The 17,663-nt window shown below is 62.7% G+C and carries 16 protein-coding genes; 5 read left to right on the plus strand and 11 right to left on the minus strand.

The genetic code is table 11. The features are described 5' to 3' along the window. Nucleotides 1-25: 25 nt before the first annotated feature. On the minus strand, nt 26-1,009 hold the full coding sequence (locus tag IB267_RS24200; RefSeq protein ID WP_192449933.1) for an aldo/keto reductase: 984 nt from the start codon (nt 1,007-1,009) through the stop codon (nt 26-28). 15 nt (nt 1,010-1,024) lie between these two features. Further along, nucleotides 1,025-2,464 carry an MFS transporter gene (locus IB267_RS24205; protein ID WP_192449934.1) on the minus strand — a complete coding sequence of 480 codons (1,440 nt, stop codon included), beginning with the start codon at nt 2,462-2,464 and terminating at the stop codon, nt 1,025-1,027. Between the two features lie 131 nt (nt 2,465-2,595). Between IB267_RS24205 and IB267_RS24210 the strand changes: the two genes are divergently transcribed. Then, on the plus strand, nt 2,596-3,489 hold the full coding sequence (locus IB267_RS24210; RefSeq protein ID WP_192449935.1) for a LysR family transcriptional regulator: 894 nt from the start codon (nt 2,596-2,598) through the stop codon (nt 3,487-3,489). Between the two features lie 114 nt (nt 3,490-3,603). Further along, the gene (locus tag IB267_RS24215; RefSeq protein ID WP_192449936.1) at nt 3,604-4,680 is read left to right on the plus strand and encodes an alpha/beta fold hydrolase; all 1,077 of its coding nucleotides are present in this window, start codon (nt 3,604-3,606) and stop codon (nt 4,678-4,680) included. A gap of 215 nt (nt 4,681-4,895) precedes the next feature. Here IB267_RS24215 and IB267_RS24220 read toward each other — a convergent pair whose 3' ends face one another. Then, nucleotides 4,896-5,744 carry a class I SAM-dependent methyltransferase gene (locus tag IB267_RS24220; protein ID WP_192449937.1) on the minus strand — a complete coding sequence of 283 codons (849 nt, stop codon included), beginning with the start codon at nt 5,742-5,744 and terminating at the stop codon, nt 4,896-4,898. 236 nt (nt 5,745-5,980) lie between these two features. Here IB267_RS24220 and IB267_RS24225 point away from each other — a divergent pair, with 236 nt between their 5' ends. Continuing rightward, nucleotides 5,981-7,789, plus strand: coding sequence for an ABC transporter ATP-binding protein/permease (locus IB267_RS24225; RefSeq protein ID WP_192449938.1), 1,809 nt, complete (start codon nt 5,981-5,983; stop codon nt 7,787-7,789). 120 nt (nt 7,790-7,909) lie between these two features. On the opposite strand, the gene IB267_RS24230 is transcribed toward IB267_RS24225, so the two are convergent. Together IB267_RS24230 and IB267_RS24235 are read right to left on the minus strand one after the other, a co-directional pair. After that, nucleotides 7,910-8,737, minus strand: a complete 828-nt coding sequence (locus tag IB267_RS24230; protein ID WP_192449939.1) for a bifunctional allantoicase/(S)-ureidoglycine aminohydrolase — start codon at nt 8,735-8,737, stop codon at nt 7,910-7,912. A 69-nt stretch (nt 8,738-8,806) separates the two neighbouring features. Continuing rightward, the gene (locus IB267_RS24235; protein ID WP_052201955.1) at nt 8,807-9,493 is read right to left on the minus strand and encodes a GntR family transcriptional regulator; all 687 of its coding nucleotides are present in this window, start codon (nt 9,491-9,493) and stop codon (nt 8,807-8,809) included. A 191-nt stretch (nt 9,494-9,684) separates the two neighbouring features. On the opposite strand from IB267_RS24235, the gene IB267_RS24240 reads away from it, so the two are divergent. Together IB267_RS24240 and IB267_RS24245 are read left to right on the plus strand one after the other, a co-directional pair. Further along, nucleotides 9,685-10,329, plus strand: a complete 645-nt coding sequence (locus tag IB267_RS24240) for a flavin reductase family protein (RefSeq protein ID WP_192449940.1) — start codon at nt 9,685-9,687, stop codon at nt 10,327-10,329. Between the two features lie 3 nt (nt 10,330-10,332). Beyond that, complete coding sequence (locus IB267_RS24245; RefSeq protein WP_192449941.1) at nt 10,333-11,064, plus strand: aspartate/glutamate racemase family protein; 732 nt, start codon at nt 10,333-10,335, stop codon at nt 11,062-11,064. A 69-nt stretch (nt 11,065-11,133) separates the two neighbouring features. On the opposite strand, the gene IB267_RS24250 is transcribed toward IB267_RS24245, so the two are convergent. The 6 genes from IB267_RS24250 to IB267_RS24275 all read right to left on the minus strand — a co-directional run bounded on the left by IB267_RS24250 (nt 11,134) and on the right by IB267_RS24275 (nt 17,654). Next, nucleotides 11,134-11,781, minus strand: a complete 648-nt coding sequence (locus tag IB267_RS24250) for a YceH family protein (protein ID WP_192449942.1) — start codon at nt 11,779-11,781, stop codon at nt 11,134-11,136. 284 nt (nt 11,782-12,065) lie between these two features. Continuing rightward, the gene (locus IB267_RS24255) at nt 12,066-13,046 is read right to left on the minus strand and encodes an ABC transporter ATP-binding protein (RefSeq protein ID WP_246764830.1); all 981 of its coding nucleotides are present in this window, start codon (nt 13,044-13,046) and stop codon (nt 12,066-12,068) included. Then, nucleotides 13,043-14,029, minus strand: a complete 987-nt coding sequence (locus IB267_RS24260) for an ABC transporter ATP-binding protein (RefSeq protein ID WP_043621306.1) — start codon at nt 14,027-14,029, stop codon at nt 13,043-13,045. Before IB267_RS24260 ends, IB267_RS24255 begins: the two co-directional genes overlap by 4 nt. Next, entirely contained in the window at nt 14,026-15,510 is a 1,485-nt protein-coding gene (locus IB267_RS24265) for an amidohydrolase family protein (RefSeq protein WP_192449944.1), read from the minus strand. The genes IB267_RS24260 and IB267_RS24265 overlap by 4 nt, the downstream gene beginning before the upstream one ends. Next, nucleotides 15,507-16,700, minus strand: coding sequence for an amidohydrolase family protein (locus IB267_RS24270; RefSeq protein WP_192450048.1), 1,194 nt, complete (start codon nt 16,698-16,700; stop codon nt 15,507-15,509). Before IB267_RS24270 ends, IB267_RS24265 begins: the two co-directional genes overlap by 4 nt. Nucleotides 16,701-16,703: 3 nt before the next feature. Beyond that, the gene (locus IB267_RS24275; protein ID WP_043621313.1) at nt 16,704-17,654 is read right to left on the minus strand and encodes an ABC transporter permease; all 951 of its coding nucleotides are present in this window, start codon (nt 17,652-17,654) and stop codon (nt 16,704-16,706) included. Between the last annotated feature and the right edge of the window lie 9 nt (nt 17,655-17,663).

The following is a 17,663-nucleotide window of genomic DNA, read 5'->3' on the forward strand; positions in this document are numbered from 1 at the left end:
GATGGGGGGCTTGTGGTCGTTGGTCTTATTTTCCGACGCGTGCCTGAAGGTGCGCGGGGTATCTGTCTCCGACGATGTCGATCTTCGCGACGGCGTCGGCGATTTCAGAAGCGTCGCTGGCGGTGAGTTCGACCGAGGCGGCGCCGAGGTTTTCCTCCAGGCGGTGCAGCTTGGTGGTGCCGGGGATTGGCACGATCCAATCCTTCTGCGCCAACAGCCAAGCGAGCGCGATCTGAGCGGGCGTGACACCCTTGGCTTCGGCGATTTGGGTCAGAGCTGCCACGAGCGCCTTATTCGCCTTGAGGTTCTCCGCCTGGAAGCGCGGAACCACGCTGCGGAAGTCGCCGGGGCCGAAGGTCGCCGTTTCGTCGATCTTGCCCGTAAGGAAGCCCTTGCCGAGCGGGCTGAACGGCACGAAGCCAATGCCGAGTTCCTCAAGCGTCGGGATGATCTCCTTCTCGGGCTCGCGCCAGAACAGCGAGTACTCGCTCTGGAGAGCGGTCACCGGCTGCACGGCATGGGCTTTGCGGATCGTCTGCGCACCAGCTTCAGATAGACCGAAGTGTCTGACCTTGCCTTCCGCAATGAGATCCTTGACCGTTCCGGCGACGTCCTCGATCGGCACGTTCGGATCGACGCGGTGTTGGTAGAGAAGATCGATCACATCCGTTCGAAGCCGCTTCAGAGATGCCTCGACGGACTGGCGGATGTAGGCGGGTTGGCTGTTCATGTGCTGGCCACCGTCGGGGCTTGGAAGTTCGAAGCCGAACTTGGTGGCAATCACCACCTTGCAACGAACCGGCCCGAGAGCTTCCCCGACGACGTCCTCGTTGGTGAACGGGCCGTAGACCTGTGCCGTGTCGAAGAAGGTCACGCCGCGGTCGTGGGCCGCCCGGATGAGCGAAACAGCATCCTTCGTGTCGGTCGCCGCTCCGTAGCCGTGGCTAAGGCCCATGCATCCGAGGCCGAGCGTCGAAACCTCGAGCGTTCCGATAGTTCGTTTCTTCATGGTCATTCTCCTTGATCAGGCCGCGCATTCGGTCGGCGCGACTTCTTCCTGGGATTTAGACTGCCGCCGTGCAGCAGGGATGATGGTCAGAAGCAAGATCACCAATGTCGCGATCAGCATGACGGTTCCTGCGTCGAACGCATGCGAAACTCGATATGCTGTCAGGTCAGCACCGTTGAGGCCATTCGATCCGATGGCGGCAATGGCGATGAGAACGCCGAGACCGACGGAACTGCCGATCTGGTGGGCGACGTTGACCGCGCCGGAGGCTGCTCCCGCGTCCGCATGATCGACCCGAACGACGCCAGACGATGTCAGCGGGCTGAGCGTCAGTCCCTGGCTGATACCGATCAACACCATCGGCAACGCCACGGCCGTCCAATAGTTCGAACCCACCCCCGCCCGGCTGAGCCAGGCCATAGCGACGATGCCGATCAGCATGCCCGCAATAAGAACAGCATTCCGGCCGAAGCGTCTGATGAGACGAGGCACGATCATCGCGACCGGGACATGCAGCATCGTGGCGGGAACGAAGGCAAGTCCCGCCAGTGCCGGGCGCAGACCCGCGACCTGCTGCAGGTACAGCGTCGTGAAAAAGAAGAAGCCGACCATGGCACTGATGTAGAGCGCACGGGCACCATAGGCGCCGGAGCGCTCGATGTCCGCGAACAGGCGAAGCGGAAGGATCGGCTGCCTTGCACGACGCTCGATCAGCACGAACGCCCCGAGCATGATGACGGCGAAAGCCAATGTCGTCAGGGTTATGATGTCCCATCCCGATTGGGCGGAACGGATGAATCCGTAGACGAAGGCGGCCATGCCGAGCGTCGAAGTCACTGCACCGAACAGGTCGAACGTTCCCGGACGCTTCTTTGTCTCGTGGATGTAGATGCGGGCCGCGGCAACCGTGGCGATGCCGATCGGGAGATTGATCAAGAACCCGACCCGCCAGGAGAGCCAGTCCGCAATCAGTCCGCCAACGACGAGACCGACTGTCGCGGACACGCCTGCTGCGGCACTGTAAAGCGAGACAGCTCGGACACGTTCTTCGCCCTCGTCGAAAGTGGTCTGCAAGAGAGCGAGCGTCGTTGGCGCGAGGATCGCAGATCCAAGTCCCTGGATTGCACGCCACGACAGCATCCATGTCGACGATTGCGAGGCTCCGACGGCGACGGAGGCGACCGTGAAAATCGTCATGCCGACGACGAACATCCGACGGCGGCCGAGTATGTCGCCGGCACGCGCGCCAAGCAGCAGGAAGCCGCCGAAGGTCAGCGTATAGGCGCTTTGAACCCACGCAAGCCCGGCGTCCGTGAAGCCGAGTTCGTTGTGGATCTTCGGCAAGCCTGTGAGGACGACCGAAATGTCGAGCACGATCATCACGTAGCTGATGAGGATGATCGCAAGGATCGCTGTCTTGTTCGATGGCGAGGTAGCTGTGTTTGCGTCAGGCATTGCAGTCCCGTTGACTTGCTTGCTTGACCGTCCTCCGCGGCAAGCTGCGTTGCGATGACGGAAAGATAGCTCTTGCTCACCATGTCGATTAGGGGCAGTAATCGGGATGAAGCTATAAGGATGCCTTATGAATGCCGCAGGAGAACTTCAACGATCTGGTTGCGTTCGTGACGGTCGCTCGCGAGGAGAGTTTCACGCGGGCGGCGGTGAAGCTAGGAGTGTCGCAGTCGGCGCTTAGCCAGACCGTCCGGGGACTGGAGGAGCGGCTGGGCCTCCGCTTGCTGACGCGGACGACCCGCCGCGTGTCTCCAACGGCGGCGGGAGAGCGTCTCCTTCAGACGGCCGGGCCGCGCTTCGAGGAGATACAGGCGGAGCTTGCTGCCCTCACCGAGATGCGTGACAAACCAGCCGGGACGGTCAGGATTACGGCGGGAGAGCACGCCGCGATCTCGGTCCTGGCACCCTGCCTAGACAAGTTCCTGCCCGAAAATCCTGATGTGAATGTCGAGATCACCGTCGACTATGGTCTGACCGATATCGTTGCGGAGCGCTACGATGCGGGGGTCCGGCTCGGCGAGCAACTTGCAAAGGACATGATCGCGATCAAGATCGGACCGGAGATGCGCATGGCCGTCGTCGGCGCTCCGTCCTACTTCCACCAGCACCCGTGGCCGGAGGTCCCCCAGGATCTCACGGCCCACAACTGCATTCAGATGCGCATGCCGACGCATGGAAACATTCTGCAGTGGGAATTCGAGAAGGACGGCCATGAACTGAACGTCCGCGTCGAAGGACAAATGGTGTTCAACAACATCGCGATGCGTCTCGACGCTGTCCGGCGTGGTCTGGGTCTTGCCTACATGCCGGATGACCTGGTGGCCGAGGATCTCGCCAGGGGCACTCTGATCCGGGTGCTCGATGATTGGTGCGCGCCGTTTCCCGGATATCATCTCTACTATCCGAACCGCCGCCACGCGTCCCCGGCATTCCAGCTCGTCGTTGATGCCCTTCGCTACAGAGGGTGACAACATGTATTAATAAGGAGGGCTAATACCCTCAATCGGAAATGCATCCCTAATCATCTGAATGATGCTCAGTTAGTCTCCTGCCAGCTCAATGTTCAAAGGCAGGTACCGACCATGTTCGCCAGACCTCTATCCGCGCTCGCGCTCTCCATGCTGCTCCTATCGTCGGGCGTGGCGGGAGCCCAGGGCGCTTCCAAGCAGGAGCCGCTGACAATTCAGGAGCAGGGAAGCTTCGCGGTCGGCGGCACGGTATCGAGCACGCCTGGAACCTTCGACAACAACGCTCCCACGGCGGCAGGGCAAACGCTGCATGGCGACCATGCCTACGTATTCTATCAGATTCCGCCGAATCCCAAGCCCCTGCCGATCGTAATGCTCCACGGAGCCTTCCAGTCCGCCCGAAGCTGGGAGACGACGCCCGACGGCCGCGAAGGCTTCCAGACAATCTTCCTTCGCCGAGGATACCCGGTCTATCTTGTCGATCAGCCGCGTCGCGGCCGTGCAGGCAACAGCACCGTCGCAACGACGATCGAGCCGACGCCATACGACCAGCTTTTCTTCGATCAGTTCCGTATCGGCAAGTGGCCGGAGTATTTCTCGAACGTCCAGTTCTCCCGCGATCCCGCGGCACTCGATCAGTTCTTCCGCTCCGTCACGCCCAACACCGGGCCTTTCGACCCCAACGTGATCTCCGATGCCATGTCCGCGCTGTTCGACAAGACCGGTCCGGGGATCCTGTTCACCCATTCGCAGGCTGGTGGCCCCGGCTGGTTGACGGCGATCAAGAATCCGAAGGTCAAGGCCATCGTCGCGCTTGAGCCAGGAAGCGGCTTCATCTTTCCGGAGGGCGAGGTTCCGGCCGACATGCCGAGCGCCGCAGGGACCCTCAAGGGCGAGGTGGTACCCGTCGCCGATTTCGAGAAGCTGACCAAGCTGCCGATCGTCATCTACTACGGTGACAATTTCCCGACCGAGCCGACGGCCGAACGCGGCCAGGACAACTGGCGTGTGCGGCTCGGGATGGCGAAGCTTTGGGTCGATGCGGTCAACAGGCACGGCGGCGACGCCACGCTCATTCACTTGCCTGACATAGGCATCAAGGGCGGCACCCACTTCCTGATGTCTGACCTCAACAACATCGAGATCGCCGACCAGATCTCCAAGCTCCTGGCGGAAAAGAAGCTGGACTAATCGATCGAGAAGTCCCCCCGTGGTGTCGCGACGAAAGACGCTCGTCGCGGCGCCGTTCCCTGACCCCGCTCAGATAGTCGATCGCATCGTCGACGATGCGATGCGACAGAGCCCGCAATTCAGCCCAGTCTTTCGGGTCGAGCGTTTCCTCCACCCCGCTGGACGTTGCCGACCGCTTGTCCATGGAAACCTCCCCTCCCCGTCGTTCCTTTCTTCTATGACCGCGTGCCGGCGATGATCGTTGCCGTCGAGCGTAGTTCCACCTTGCCCGCCCGCATCGCCTGGCTCGCCAGATCGAGAACCTCGCTGCGGATGCGGTTGCGGGTCTCGTCGTCCGCCTGTGCCAGTCCGGCAACGACGGGAGCGGCGATCTCGGTCATGAAGGCCCAGTAGTCCTCCGGGGTCTCGTGGACCATCGTGGTGGTGACCTCCTCCTGACGGACGTCCCGCAAGCCTGCATCCTCGAAGACGGCCTTCATCAGCCCCTCGGGCGCGCAGCGAAACAGGCCGGGCGCGCCGGCGGGTGGTTTCGGCATGTCGACGTTGCGGGCAATCGTCGCCATGATCGTCGTAGCCCAGGCGTTCTTTTCCGGTGCACCCCAGACGGCGGCGCAAACACGCGACCCGGGCTTCGCGACCCGCGTCAACTGCTGGGCAGCCGCTGCAACATCGGGAAAGAACATGAAGCCGAAGCGGCAGAGGACGGCGTCGAATGTCGCGTTCGGAAACGGCAACGCACCCGCATCGCAGATCCTCGTTTCAAAATTCGTCAAACCGCGATGCCAGGCATTTTCCGTCGCCACCTGCAGCATGCGATCGGAGAGATCGGTAACGGTCACGCGACCCTTCGGGATCGACGCGGCCACCGTCAGACCCGGCTCGCCGGTTCCGGCGGCAACGTCCAGCACCTGATCGCCGTCCTTGATCGTCGCCTGCCGGATCATCGCTTCGCCGAAGGGGGCAAGCCAGCCAAGCACAAGTGCGTCCCACTTCTTCCAGCCGGCGGAGAAGCGGTCCCAGGTCTCTCTTTGTTGGTCGCGGATTTGATCGAGATGCGCCGACATGCAGGTTCCTCCCTCAGTGCCGTTTTCGACCTCGTTCACAAAACTATGAACTCTCTGCACGCGGTTACAAATCAACTTTCTCAGTGCCGCGAAGGCAAGGACTTCGAAGCATATCGGTCTTTGCGGGGCGTGCAGTGACCGCGGTTACATGTGGGTGCAGACAATCCGCGCTAGGGAGAGAGGGTAAGGCAGGCTATATTCTCATTGAGGAGACCGGGAAGGAGAGATTCGCACCGATGTCGAACCGGACGAACGGCGAAGTTAGTGGCCGGATAGAGCCTAGCGACGAACAATCCCTCGGTGATCAATTGCGAATGATGCATCGGGCCTTCATGGCCTCGCCACTGCGCAACAAGATCATCTGGCTGAGCATAAGCATCATCGTTGTCATCGTTGTGACGGCCTTTGGTCAGATCATCCTCAACCGATGGTACAAGCCGTTCTACGACACGCTCGAGCGACGCGACCTTCCGGCCTTTCTCCATCAACTCGTCGTCTTCGCCCAGATCGCCGGCGTTCTTCTCGTCCTCAACGTCCTGCAAACCTGGCTCGGACAGGTCATCAAGCTGCGCCTGCGGGAAGGCCTGACCCAGGACCTGATTACCGAATGGATGCGCCCGACGCGGGCGTTCCGGTTGGCGAATGCCGGCGCCATCGGCATCAACCCGGACCAGCGCATCCATGAGGATGCGCGCCACCTGACCGACCTCTCGGCCGGACTTTCGATCGGCCTCTTCCAATCCGGCATCCTGCTGGTGAGCTTCATCGGCGTACTGTGGTCGCTATCGGACGGCTTCGTCTTCCATGTCGCGAGCTATTCCTTCGCCATCCCCGGCTACATGGTCTGGGCGGCGATCCTCTATGCGGGGACTGCTTCCTGGCTGAGCTGGCTGGTCGGCCGGCCTCTGGTGGCGCTGAATGGCGAGCACTATGCCCGGGAGGCGGCGCTGCGTTTCTCGTTGATGCGGGTCAACGAGCATATCGAAGCCGTGTCGCTTTCGTCGGGCGAAGCCAACGAGAAAAAGCGGCTACAGCGCGACCTCGCCTCGGTACTCGAGATCAGCTACGGCCTGCTGCGCGCGGTAACGCGACTCACCTGGGTGACCGGCGGCTATGGCTGGATCACCGTGGTTGCGCCGATCGTCATTGCCGCACCGGTCTACTTCGCCGGCGACCTCAGCTTCGGTGGGCTGATGATGGCCGTCGGCGCCTTCAACCAGGTGCATGCGTCGCTGCGCTGGTTCGTCGACAACATCGGCGCGATCGCCGACTGGCGCGCCACGTTGCTGCGCGTCGCCGCCTTCCGCTCGGCACTTCTGATGACCGACGAACGGCATGAGGGCGACAAGCGCATCGACTTCAGGACCTCCGATACGCCGCAGATGAGCTTCGACAACATCGAGATCGTCTCACCGACCGGCTGCATCCAGCTTCGCGAGCCGAGCGTCACCATCGATCCGGGCGAGCGCGTGCTCGTCACCGGCGCGCCCGAGGTGGAAAAGGCGCCGTTCTTCCGCGCAATCGCCGGGCTCTGGCCCTGGGGCCACGGCCGCATCGCACTGCCGGTGGACGATGGCCTGGCTTTTGTGCCGAAGTCTCCCTACTTCCCGCCGGGCACGCTTGGAGAAGTGCTCGCCTATCCGAGCCCACCCGACACTTATAGCAAGGGCGAACTCGCCGCCGTTCTCTCCAAGGTTGGCCTTGGCAGACTGAGTGGCCGGCTCGACCAGGATGCACGAAAGCAGATGAACCTCAGCGAGGCCGAGCAGCGCCTCCTCGCCATCGCTAGGCTCGGTCTGCACAGGCCGCGCTGGCTGATCATCGACGAAGCGCTCGATACCCTTGAGGATGACGCCTACCAGCGCGTGCTGAAGTTCATGGAGGACGAGCTTCAAGGCGTGGCGATCGTCAACATCGGACGCACTGAACGCGGCAGCGACTTCTTTACCCGCGTGCTGCACCTCGACAAGAACCCTACCGGAAGCACACTCAGGCGTCTCCAGCCGCGCAACCTGCAGCCGGCCGATCCGCAACTGGTAGATTGAGCAAGCGGACGCCGCTTCCATTAAAAAACGGTCTGCGGATGCCGCCATAACCGATTGATTGCAAAGAAGAACCGCGCGTTTCGTAGAACGCGCGGTTTGCATACCCTGGCGTTGGTTCGCTTAGCGCGAGCGCAGCTTCATGTGGCGGTTCACGTCCTTGTAGAGCAGGTAACGGAACTTGCCCGGGCCACCGGCATAGCAGGCCTGCGGGCAGAAGGCGCGCAGCCACATGTAATCGCCGGCCTCGACCTCGACCCAATCCTGGTTGAGTCGGTAGACCGCCTTGCCTTCGAGCACATAGAGGCCATGTTCCATCACGTGCGTCTCGGCAAAGGGAATGATAGCGCCGGGTTCGAAGGTGACGATCGTCATGTGCATGTCGTGGCGCAGGTCCGTCGGGTCGACGAAGCGGGTCGTTGCCCACTTGCCTTCGGTGCCGGGCATCGGCGACGGGGTGATTTCGGCCTCATTGGTGAAGAAGGCCTCCGGCGCGAGCAGGCCATCGACATACTCGTAGGCCTTGCGCACCCAGTGGAAGCGAACGGTCGCTTCACTTGCATTGCGAACGGTCCAGTTGCTTGCCGGCGGGATGAAGGCGAAGCCGCCCGGCTGCATCTTGTGCGCCTTGCCGTCGAGCGTGATGGTCAATTCGCCCTCAACGACGAAGATCGCGCCTTCGGCGCCCTCGTCGAGTTCGGGCTTGTCACTACCGCCGCCCGGAGCGATTTCCATGATATATTGTGAAAATGTTTCAGCAAAACCGGAGAGCGGCCGGGACAGTATCCACAGCCGGGTCTTGTCCCAGAACGGCAGATAGCTGGTGACGATGTCCATCATCGTCCCTTTCGGAATCACCGCATAGGCTTCAGTGAAGACCGCGCGATCCGAAAGCAGTTGGGTTTGGGGCGGGTTGCCGCCATGCGGCGCATAATAACTACGGTTGGTCATATCTTCCTTCAGTCTGCTGGCAGGCACCGCCTCCTCTAAAGTGCGGTGCAATGGGTCGCGCGCGCCGCATCAGAGCAATGCAGTGCGAAGATCGCGGGGCTGGTCCTTCTCCTCGTCCAGATCCAGTTCCGCTTCCACATGGTTCAGGTGCTCGGCCATCTCCTTGATCGCGCTCGCCACATCGCGAGAAGCGATGAACTCGACCACGGCCAGATGCTCGTCCGGCCCGCAATTGTGCAGGTGGTTCGACCGGTACATCGCTGTGATCAGGGATGTCCGGGACACAAGGTCTCGCAGGATGCCGAAGAGGAAGGCAGAACCCGAAAGCTCCGCGAGCAACAGGTGGAAACCGCCGGAAAGCCGAACGATATCAGAAAGATTGCCGGACCGGCCGGCAATGCGCTCCTCTTCGATATGGGCGCGCAACCGGACGATATCCTTGGGATTGGCGCGCTCGCAAAGGCGCTCGACGACGCGCTGCTCGATCGCCCTGCGGGCAACGAAGACATCGCGTGCCTCGTCCACCGAAGGCTCGGAGACGAAGGCGCCACGGTTCGGCATGATCGTCACAAGGCCATCGCGCTCGAGCGCGGTCAGTGCCTGGCGGATGCGCGCCCTGCTGACGGAGAATATTTCGGCAAGTTGCTCTTCTTTCAATCGCGTTCCCGGCCGTAGCCGACGCTCTGCAATCGCAAGCCAGATCTTCTCGCAAATGATCGCCGTCGGAGCACCGGCGACTTCGTCCGCGTTATACATGAAATCTCCCTTAGCCGTTCGCTTACTCTCGCCGTGCGGCGCTCAAAGTCAATTCCATCCGCTGCAGTTAGATATTGACTACAAAATTGTAGACAATATTGTGTACCGCAACTTGATGTGCAATGGCAACCGCTTAAACACGACCGTGCGACCGGCACAAACCCGGGCCGCGGCGCCAATTGAGAGCTCCGATGGACTTCGATTTCACAGAACTGCCGGCCCAGGACCGTTACCGCCTGCTGACGAACTTCATCGGCCCGCGACCGATCGCGCTGGTCTCGACGCTCTCGCCGAGCGGACAGGACAATGCCGCACCGATGAGCTTCTTCAACGTCTTCTCGCACGACCCGCCGATCGTCATCCTCGGTATCCAGACCCGCCCGAACGGCGCAGAGAAGGACACGGTCGCCAATATCCGGCGTACCAACGAATTCGTCGTCAACATGGTGGACATGGCGATCGCCGACCAGATGCTGGTCTGCGGCCTATCCTTCGAGCCGGATGTCGACGAAGTGGCAATCGCCGGACTGACAGCGGCTGACGGCCTCAAGGTTGGCGCCCGCCGTATCGTCGAGTCGCCCTGCTCGATGGAATGCCGTGTCGAACGGCTCATTGAATACGACCGCCGCGTCATCGTTCTCGGCGAGGTCGTGCATATGCACGTGCGCAAGGACTGCCTCGACGAGGAGGGCCGCTACGTCGACCCGTCGCAATACCAGCCGATCGCACGGCTGCACGCCAACAACTACATCACATCGGATCGTCAATTCGTCATGCCGACGCCCGACATTGCCGCCTATGCCCCCCTTGCAAACGCCATGCGGAAGACGAGCTGATCCATGCGCATCCTGCTGATCAATCCAAACTCCACCCGCTCGATGACCGAACAGGCGCACCGCAGCGCCGAGCGCGTCGCTGCATCCGACACCCAGCTCGAATCGATCAACCCGACATCGAGCCCGGCCAGCATCGAAGGCCATGTGGACGAAGCGATGGCGGTGCCGGCCATGCTTGCGGAGATCCGCAAGGGCGAAGCGCGCGGCGTCGATGCCTATGTGATTGCCTGCTTCGACGATCCCGGCCTTGGCGCTGCCCGCGAAATCGCCCGAGGTCCGGTCATCGGCATCTGTCAGGCGGCCGTGCAGGTGGCGATGAACATCGCGACCCGTTTCACGATCATCACCACCCTGCCCCGCTCCGTGCCGATCATCGAGGATCTGGCCGAGGCCTACGGTGCAGGCCATCGCTGCCGCAAGGTGCGCTCGGTCGACATGCCCGTGCTGGCGCTGGAGGAGGATCTTGCCCACACCGAGGAGATGCTGGTTCAGGAAATCCTGAAAGCACGTCAAGAGGATGGCGCGGAAGCGATCATCCTCGGCTGCGCCGGCATGTCCGAGCTCTGCGATCGGCTGAAGGCGCGGACCGGCATGCCCGTGATCGACGGCGTAACGGCGGCCGTGAAGCTTGCCGAAGCGCTGGTCGGTGGCGGCTATGCCACCTCTAAGGTGGGCGCCTACGACTATCCGCGTGCCAAGGAAACACCAGCCTGCCAGTTGGTCGACGCCGGCTGAGCGCATCCCAATATGTCACCGGACGCACATGGCGCGCCCGGTGACATTATGTTCAGAAGCTTGACGCCTTCAGCGCGTCAGAGCATCGAGCTGCTCCTCGAGCGTCGCCACCTTGCGCTCAAGCGCTTCCAGTCGTTCTTCGAGGGCCGATAAAGCCGAGCCGCTCGGCGCCGAAGACACGACGGCCCTTTCGGCAGGCTGCTCGACGTCACCGCACAACAGATGCGCGAACCGGTCCTCGCGCTGGCCGGCACCCCGGTTCAGTTGAACGATCAGCGGCGGCCGGCGGCCCATCATCAGATCCAGATTGTCCTTCAGCTCCTCGACCGACGAGAACCGTGCCATGCGCTCGCTGCGCGCCCAAAGCTCGTAGGCCGTCTGGGGGCCGCGAAGAAGAAGCAGGCCGAGCACGACGATCTGCGGCGACGTCAGCGAAAAACGGTTGGCTGCGAGGTGCTCGTAGCGCTCGACCCGCGAGGCAAACGCCTGCCGGACCAATCCCTTCTGCGCCAGGGACGAGAGCGCGCGGTGGATCTCGACCTGCTCGAGCGCCATGACCGGATCGCGCGCCGTTTTCTGGTTGGCAGCCGAATGCGCCGAATTGAGCGTCAGCGGATAGACGTCGGGCGTCGTTTCCTTCTTCTCGATCAGGCATCCGAGAACGCGGGCTTCAACGGCATTGAGGATGGGGAAATCGGTGTCGGAGGTCGTGTTCATAGGCCAACTCTTCAAATCAACGCATTTCGATCCCGGCCGGATGTCCCAAGCGGGATGCGGTCCGGCCATCGGCCCCTACCCTAACGTGAGTGTTGGAGCCCGGGAATGGTCATCGGTCTATTTCGTTGAATTCCGGTTAGCAGCCTAGCATTTGCCTGACGACAGCGGTGCGAAAGGGGCGTGCGATTTGCCCGGAGCAAAGACTGAAACTTGCCGGCGGCAAAAAAAGAGGCTCCGCGACTGGCACGACACGGAGCCCAAGGCTTCAGGGAAAGAGGTCGGCGTTACGCTGCGTTGATCGCCTTCACCGTTTCTTCGATGCGGTGACAGGCGGCACGCGAACCGTCAGAAAAGCTGCGCATCTCCGGCCGCTCGCTCTTGCAGCGCTGGTCTGCAAACGGGCAACGCGGATGGAAGGTACAGCCGGACGGCGGGTTCAGCGGGCTCGGCACTTCGCTTGCCGCAATGCTGCGCCCGCGCTTCGGATGGGTGATATCCGGGATCGTCTCCAGCAGCAGCTGGGTATAGGGATGCCGCGGATTGGCAAAGAGCGTCTCGGTGTCGGCCTCCTCGACGATGCGTCCGAGATACATGACGGCGATCCGATCCGACATGTGACGCACCACGCTCATATCGTGACTGATGAAGAGATAGGTCAGCCCCATCTCGTCCTGCAGCTTGCGCATGAGGTTGAGGATCTGCGCCTGGACCGATACGTCGAGCGCCGAGGTCGGCTCGTCGCAGACGAGGAACTCCGGCTCGCCGGCAAGCGCGCGGGCGATCGATATGCGCTGGCGCTGGCCGCCCGAAAACTCGTGCGGAAACTTCGCGCCATCGGAGGGCGCAAGGCCGACGATCGTGAGCAGCTCGCCGACCCGTTCCATGATCTCGGCTTCGGAGTTGCGCAGCTTCAACTCGCGCAGCGGTTCGGCGATGATGTTGCGCACCCGCCAGCGCGGATTGAGGCTGGCATAGGGATCCTGGAAGATCATCTGAGCCGAGAGCGGCTCGCCGTTCTTGCTCGGTGCGAACCGCACCTCGCCTTCGCTGGCGCGATAGAGACCGGTGACCAGCCGCGCCACCGTCGACTTGCCGCAGCCGGATTCGCCAACGAGGCTCAGACAGCCGCCCATGGGTACGGTAAAGCTGATGTCATCCACGGCGCGCACGAACTGCCGCGGTTTGCGCTCGATCACCCGGTTCAGCCAGGGTGCCGAAACGTCGAAATTGCAGGTCAGGTCGTTGACCGTCAGGGCATCACTCATAGCACTCCTCCTGCATTGAGCCAGCATGCGGCGACGCCGGTCCCGACCGGCGCCGGTTCGGGCCGATCCTTGCGGCAGCGCGGTCCGGCATCCGGGCAGCGCGGATTGAAGGCGCAGCCGGCGGGGATCGCGTTCAGACGCGGCATGGAACCGTCGATCTGGTTCAGCCGCTCGACGCGGCGGCCAAGCGCCGGGATCGAGCCCATCAGGCCGCGCGTATAGGGATGGCGGGCATTTTTCAGTACCTCGGCCACAGGGCCGATCTCGACGAGACGCCCGGCATACATGACCGCCACGCGATCGGCCGTCTCGGCAATCACGCCCATGTCGTGGGTGACAAGCATGACCGCCGTTCCGTGATCGTCGCAAAGACGGCGAAGCAGCGAGGTGATCTGCGCCTGGATCGAGACGTCGAGCGCCGTCGTCGGCTCGTCGGCAATGATCAGCTTCGGCTCTGCAGCGAGCGCCAGGGCGATGACGACGCGCTGGCGCATGCCGCCCGAGAACTGATGCGGATAGTGATCGTAGCGTGCCTCGGGCGCCGGAATGCCGACTTCCTTCAGGAGCTGGATGGCACGCGCCTTGGCATCGGCCCTGGACAGTTTCAAGTGAAGACGGATCGTCTCGACAAGCTGCGCCCCGACAGTGAAGAGCGGGTTCAGCGACGTCAGCGGATCCTGGAAGATTGCGCCGATCTGCCGGCCGCGGACCTGCTGCATCTGCTTGTCGTCGAGCTGGTCGATGCGGCGGCCGCCGACCCAGACCTCGCCGCCGGAAATGCGGCCAGGCGGCTCCAGAAGTCCCTGGACGGCAAGACCGGTCATCGACTTTCCAGCGCCGGATTCACCGACGACGCCGAGGATTTCGCCGGGGCGAATGCTGAGCGAAACGTCGGACAGCGCCTGCACGGTTCCATGGCGACCAGGGAATTCGACGCAGAGACCGCGCACGTCGAGCACGGCCGATGAGGCATGTTCAGTCATCGCTGTACCTCCAATGGGTAGCTCGGCGGGAAGATCTCGCTGACCGGCGGATGGCCGAAGCTCCGCTCCGGATACTTGGCGATCAGGCCATCGAACTGGACCTGCGCCTGTGCGCGTGCCGCGTTCATATCGAAGCCTGCCACCTCGCCATCGCGCATCGACAGACGGCCATCGACGAAGACCGCCTTGGTGACGCGTCCGGAACCACCGACGACGAGCGTCGTGATCGGATCGATCGCCGGCGCCATGTGATGGTCCATGAGATCGAAGACGGCGATATCGGCACGGGCGCCCGCTTCCAGGCGACCGAGATCCGAGCGGCCGAGCGCCTTGGCGCCACCCAGTGTCGCGGCGTCGAAGAGATCGGCGCAGCTGACCGCGGACGGGTCGCCTTCGACGACGCGGGCAGCAATCAGGCCGACCAGCAGGTTCATCAGCATGTCCGGCGGCGTGGTGTCTGTGCCCATGGCAATATTCACACCGCGGGCCTTCACAGAGCGGAACGAGTTCAGCGTGCTGCCGCCGCGGGCCGAAACCAGCGGGCAGTGCACGATGCTCACGCCATTTTCGGCATAGAGACGCAGATCGTTGTCGGTCGCCTGCGTTGCGTGCGGCGCAATCAGCCGGTCGCTCAAGAAACCGAAGCTTGCCAGCCATTCCGGCGCCGTCTTGCCATGCAAACGGCGCACGGTGTCGACTTCCATCGTGCCCTGTGCGGCGTGGAGCCGGATCGGGCAATTGAGGTCGCGCGCGGCATCGGCGGTACGCACCAGCAGTTTCTCGGTACAGGTTTCCACCCGGTCGGGAGCCAAGAGGCCCTTCACCAGACCACCATGGCGACCTTCATGCTCGCGGATGAAGCCGATCGCGTCGTCGAGGCCCTTCAGGCCCCTTGCCTCGTCGAAGATCGCTTCGAGCTGACCCGGCGCCGTCACCATCATGCCGCCGGCGCGATAGGCCGGGCTCAGATAAACGCGAAGACCGAGGTCACCTGCGGCGTCGGATGCGGCGGCGAATTCAGCAACCGTCTCGCCCCATTCGCGATAGAAGAGCGAGGCGATGGGCGCTGCGGTGGTGATGCCGTTCAGGAGAAGCTGCGCGAAGGCGAAGCGCTTCTGGAACGCCAGTTCCTCTTGCGTGTACATCTCATAGGGGCCGCGCTCGATGTAGCTCAGCGGCCAGACGCGACCCTTGGCCCAGCCGGGCTGATGGTCGATCGCAAGGATCGTCGTGTCGAGATCTGAGAGCGCGTCGAGGTCGATCAGCCCGGGGCTGATCATGGCAGCGCCGAGATCGATGCGGCGTACCACTTCACCCTCAAAGCGGGGACCGACATAGAGCAGCGTGCCGCCCTCGATGACGACTTCGCCGTTCGGGATCAGCCGGTGCGAACCGTCGCGGTGCCCGAGCACCCATTGCGCTGTCAGAAGCGTGCGTCCTTCGGCGCGCTCACCGAGCGTCAAATCCTTGATGTTGGTCATGGGATCGCCACCTCCGCAACGCCGTTGCGGGCGACGACGCGGCCACGCTTGACGACCAGCGGCCGCGGCGCGACGTCGACGACGGCATGCGCCAGCGTCTCGCCGGTGAGCAGGGTGAAATCGGCATCGCAGCCAACATCGAGGCCATATCCCTTGATATCCATGACGTCGGCGCCGCCCTTGGAGCAGACGTAAAGCGCATGTTCGAGATCGACGTCGCGGCGCAGGCCGTTCTTCATGCCGAGGATGCGGGCACGGTCCATCATGTCGGGCTGGCCCCACGGACCCCAGGTGTCGCGGATACCGTCACAACCGGCGGCAACCTTCACGCCGGCATCCTTCAGACGCAAGATCGACGGCACGGTCGAAGACGGCGAACCGGTGGTGACGATACGGATATCGAGTTCGGCGATCTGTTCGATCAGGCCGCCGACGCGCAGATAATCCGGCGCGCCGAGTGCAAAGGCATGGCTGATCGCCACCTTGCCCTGCATGCCGAGCGCGCGGATGCGTTCGAACATCATTTCCATGCTGAAGGCGCCGAGCTCGCCCTGCTCGTGAAGGTGAATGTCGATCGGTTTTCCGTGTTTTTCGGCAAGACCGAAGATCGCGTCGAGATGGCCCTTTGGGTCGCGGTCGATGCCGCAGGGATCAATGCCGCCAAGGACTTCAGCGCCATTGCTCAGAGCCTGGTCGAGCAGCTCGACAGTACCGGGCCGGGTGACGAGACCCGACTGCGGGAAGGCGACGATCTCGATATCGATGACATCCTTCAGCGCCTGGCGGGTTTCGATGATGCCTTCCATCAGCCGGAGGCCATGGGTGGTGTCGATGTCGACATGGCTGCGGATGTGGCTTGCACCATTGGCGGCCAGCATGATCGCCTGACGCATGGACTGGCGGTGCGGATCAATGCCGATTTCAAGCCGCTTCTCGCGTTCGAAATCGATGCGTTCGCGCAGCGTCGCGGTTTTGGCGTTGACGTGCCAGGGCATGCCCCAGACCGACTTGTCGAGATGGGTATGCGCCTCGATCAGACCGGAGATCACGATATGGCCGTTGCCGTCTTCCGCGGCCACGCCATCGGAGGCAAGTCCCTTGCCGAAGGTGGCGATCTTGCCGTCGCGCACGAGAATGTCGGTCGCTTCGCCGGCGTTGGGCCTGACGTTACGGATCAGGAGATTGGACATCATTCACCTCAATTTCGGATTGAGCGCATCGCGCAGCCAGTCACCGAGAAGGTTGACCGAGACGACGAGAAGGCAAAGCTGGACGACGGGGAAGAGCACCACCCACCATACGCCCGAAAACAGGAACTGGTTGCCGAGACGGATCAGCGTTCCAAGGCTCGGCTGGCTCGGCGGCATGCCGATACCCAGGAATGAAAGCGTCGCTTCGGTCAGGATCGCCATGCCGAAGTTCAGGGTCGCAGCAACCATGATCGGCGTCAGCGTGTTCGGCAGGATGTGCTTCAGCATGATCCGCCGAGCCGGCGTTTTCAGAAGGCGCGCAGCCTGCACGTATTCCTTGCCGCGTTCGACGATCGTCTGGGCACGCACGGTACGAGCATATTGCACCCAGGCGCTGAGCGTGATCGCCAGCACCAGAACGGCGGCAGAGCCGACATCCCTGAGTTCCGGCGGCAGCATCTGGCGCGCGACGGCGCTGACGAGGATCGCGATCAGGATTGTCGGGATCGACAGAAGCACGTCGCCGATGCGCATCAGGAAGTTGTCGATGAAGCGGCCGAAATAGCCGGCAACGAGGCCGAGGCTTAGGCCGACGGCGAGCGAAAGCACGACCGAGGCGACACCGATCAGGATCGAGATGCGCGAGCCATAGAGAATGGCCGAGAGCATGTCGCGCCCTTGCGTGTCCGTGCCAAGCACGTAGGGCCATTGGCCGTCGGCTTCCCAGATCGGCGGCAGCTCGGAGTTCCAGAGCTCGAGCTGGGCCGGATCGAACGGGTTCTGCGGCGCAATCAATGGTGCTGCAAAGGCGGTCACGATCAGGAACGTAAGGATGATCGCGCCGATGATTGCCGAAGGCTTGTGGGTGAAGGACCACCAGAGATCGCTCTGGCGCCAGCGGGCAAGCCGCGAAGGCTTGCGCGCAGGTGTGGTTTGCTGGACGTGATCTGTCATGGCAACGAC

This window comes from Ensifer sp. ENS09 (genome assembly GCF_014852425.1).
GTDB lineage: Bacteria > Pseudomonadota > Alphaproteobacteria > Rhizobiales > Rhizobiaceae > Ensifer.

Bases quoted from the DNA above. Each gene is read 5' to 3' on its own strand.
- IB267_RS24240 (WP_192449940.1), top strand. From the start codon at position 9,685: ATGGACTTCGATTTCACAGAACTGCCGGCCCAGGACCGTTACCGCCTG.
- IB267_RS24255 (WP_246764830.1), bottom strand. From the start codon at position 13,046: ATGAGTGATGCCCTGACGGTCAACGACCTGACCTGCAATTTCGACGTT.
- IB267_RS24225 (WP_192449938.1), top strand. From the start codon at position 5,981: ATGTCGAACCGGACGAACGGCGAAGTTAGTGGCCGGATAGAGCCTAGC.
- IB267_RS24200 (WP_192449933.1), bottom strand. From the start codon at position 1,009: ATGAAGAAACGAACTATCGGAACGCTCGAGGTTTCGACGCTCGGCCTC.
- IB267_RS24265 (WP_192449944.1), bottom strand. From the start codon at position 15,510: ATGACCAACATCAAGGATTTGACGCTCGGTGAGCGCGCCGAAGGACGC.
- IB267_RS24235 (WP_052201955.1), bottom strand. From the start codon at position 9,493: ATGTATAACGCGGACGAAGTCGCCGGTGCTCCGACGGCGATCATTTGC.
- IB267_RS24230 (WP_192449939.1), bottom strand. From the start codon at position 8,737: ATGACCAACCGTAGTTATTATGCGCCGCATGGCGGCAACCCGCCCCAA.
- IB267_RS24220 (WP_192449937.1), bottom strand. From the start codon at position 5,744: ATGTCGGCGCATCTCGATCAAATCCGCGACCAACAAAGAGAGACCTGG.
- IB267_RS24215 (WP_192449936.1), top strand. From the start codon at position 3,604: ATGTTCGCCAGACCTCTATCCGCGCTCGCGCTCTCCATGCTGCTCCTA.
- IB267_RS24250 (WP_192449942.1), bottom strand. From the start codon at position 11,781: ATGAACACGACCTCCGACACCGATTTCCCCATCCTCAATGCCGTTGAA.
- IB267_RS24205 (WP_192449934.1), bottom strand. From the start codon at position 2,464: ATGCCTGACGCAAACACAGCTACCTCGCCATCGAACAAGACAGCGATC.
- IB267_RS24245 (WP_192449941.1), top strand. From the start codon at position 10,333: ATGCGCATCCTGCTGATCAATCCAAACTCCACCCGCTCGATGACCGAA.
- IB267_RS24270 (WP_192450048.1), bottom strand. From the start codon at position 16,700: ATGTCCAATCTCCTGATCCGTAACGTCAGGCCCAACGCCGGCGAAGCG.
- IB267_RS24210 (WP_192449935.1), top strand. From the start codon at position 2,596: ATGCCGCAGGAGAACTTCAACGATCTGGTTGCGTTCGTGACGGTCGCT.
- IB267_RS24260 (WP_043621306.1), bottom strand. From the start codon at position 14,029: ATGACTGAACATGCCTCATCGGCCGTGCTCGACGTGCGCGGTCTCTGC.
- IB267_RS24275 (WP_043621313.1), bottom strand. From the start codon at position 17,654: ATGACAGATCACGTCCAGCAAACCACACCTGCGCGCAAGCCTTCGCGG.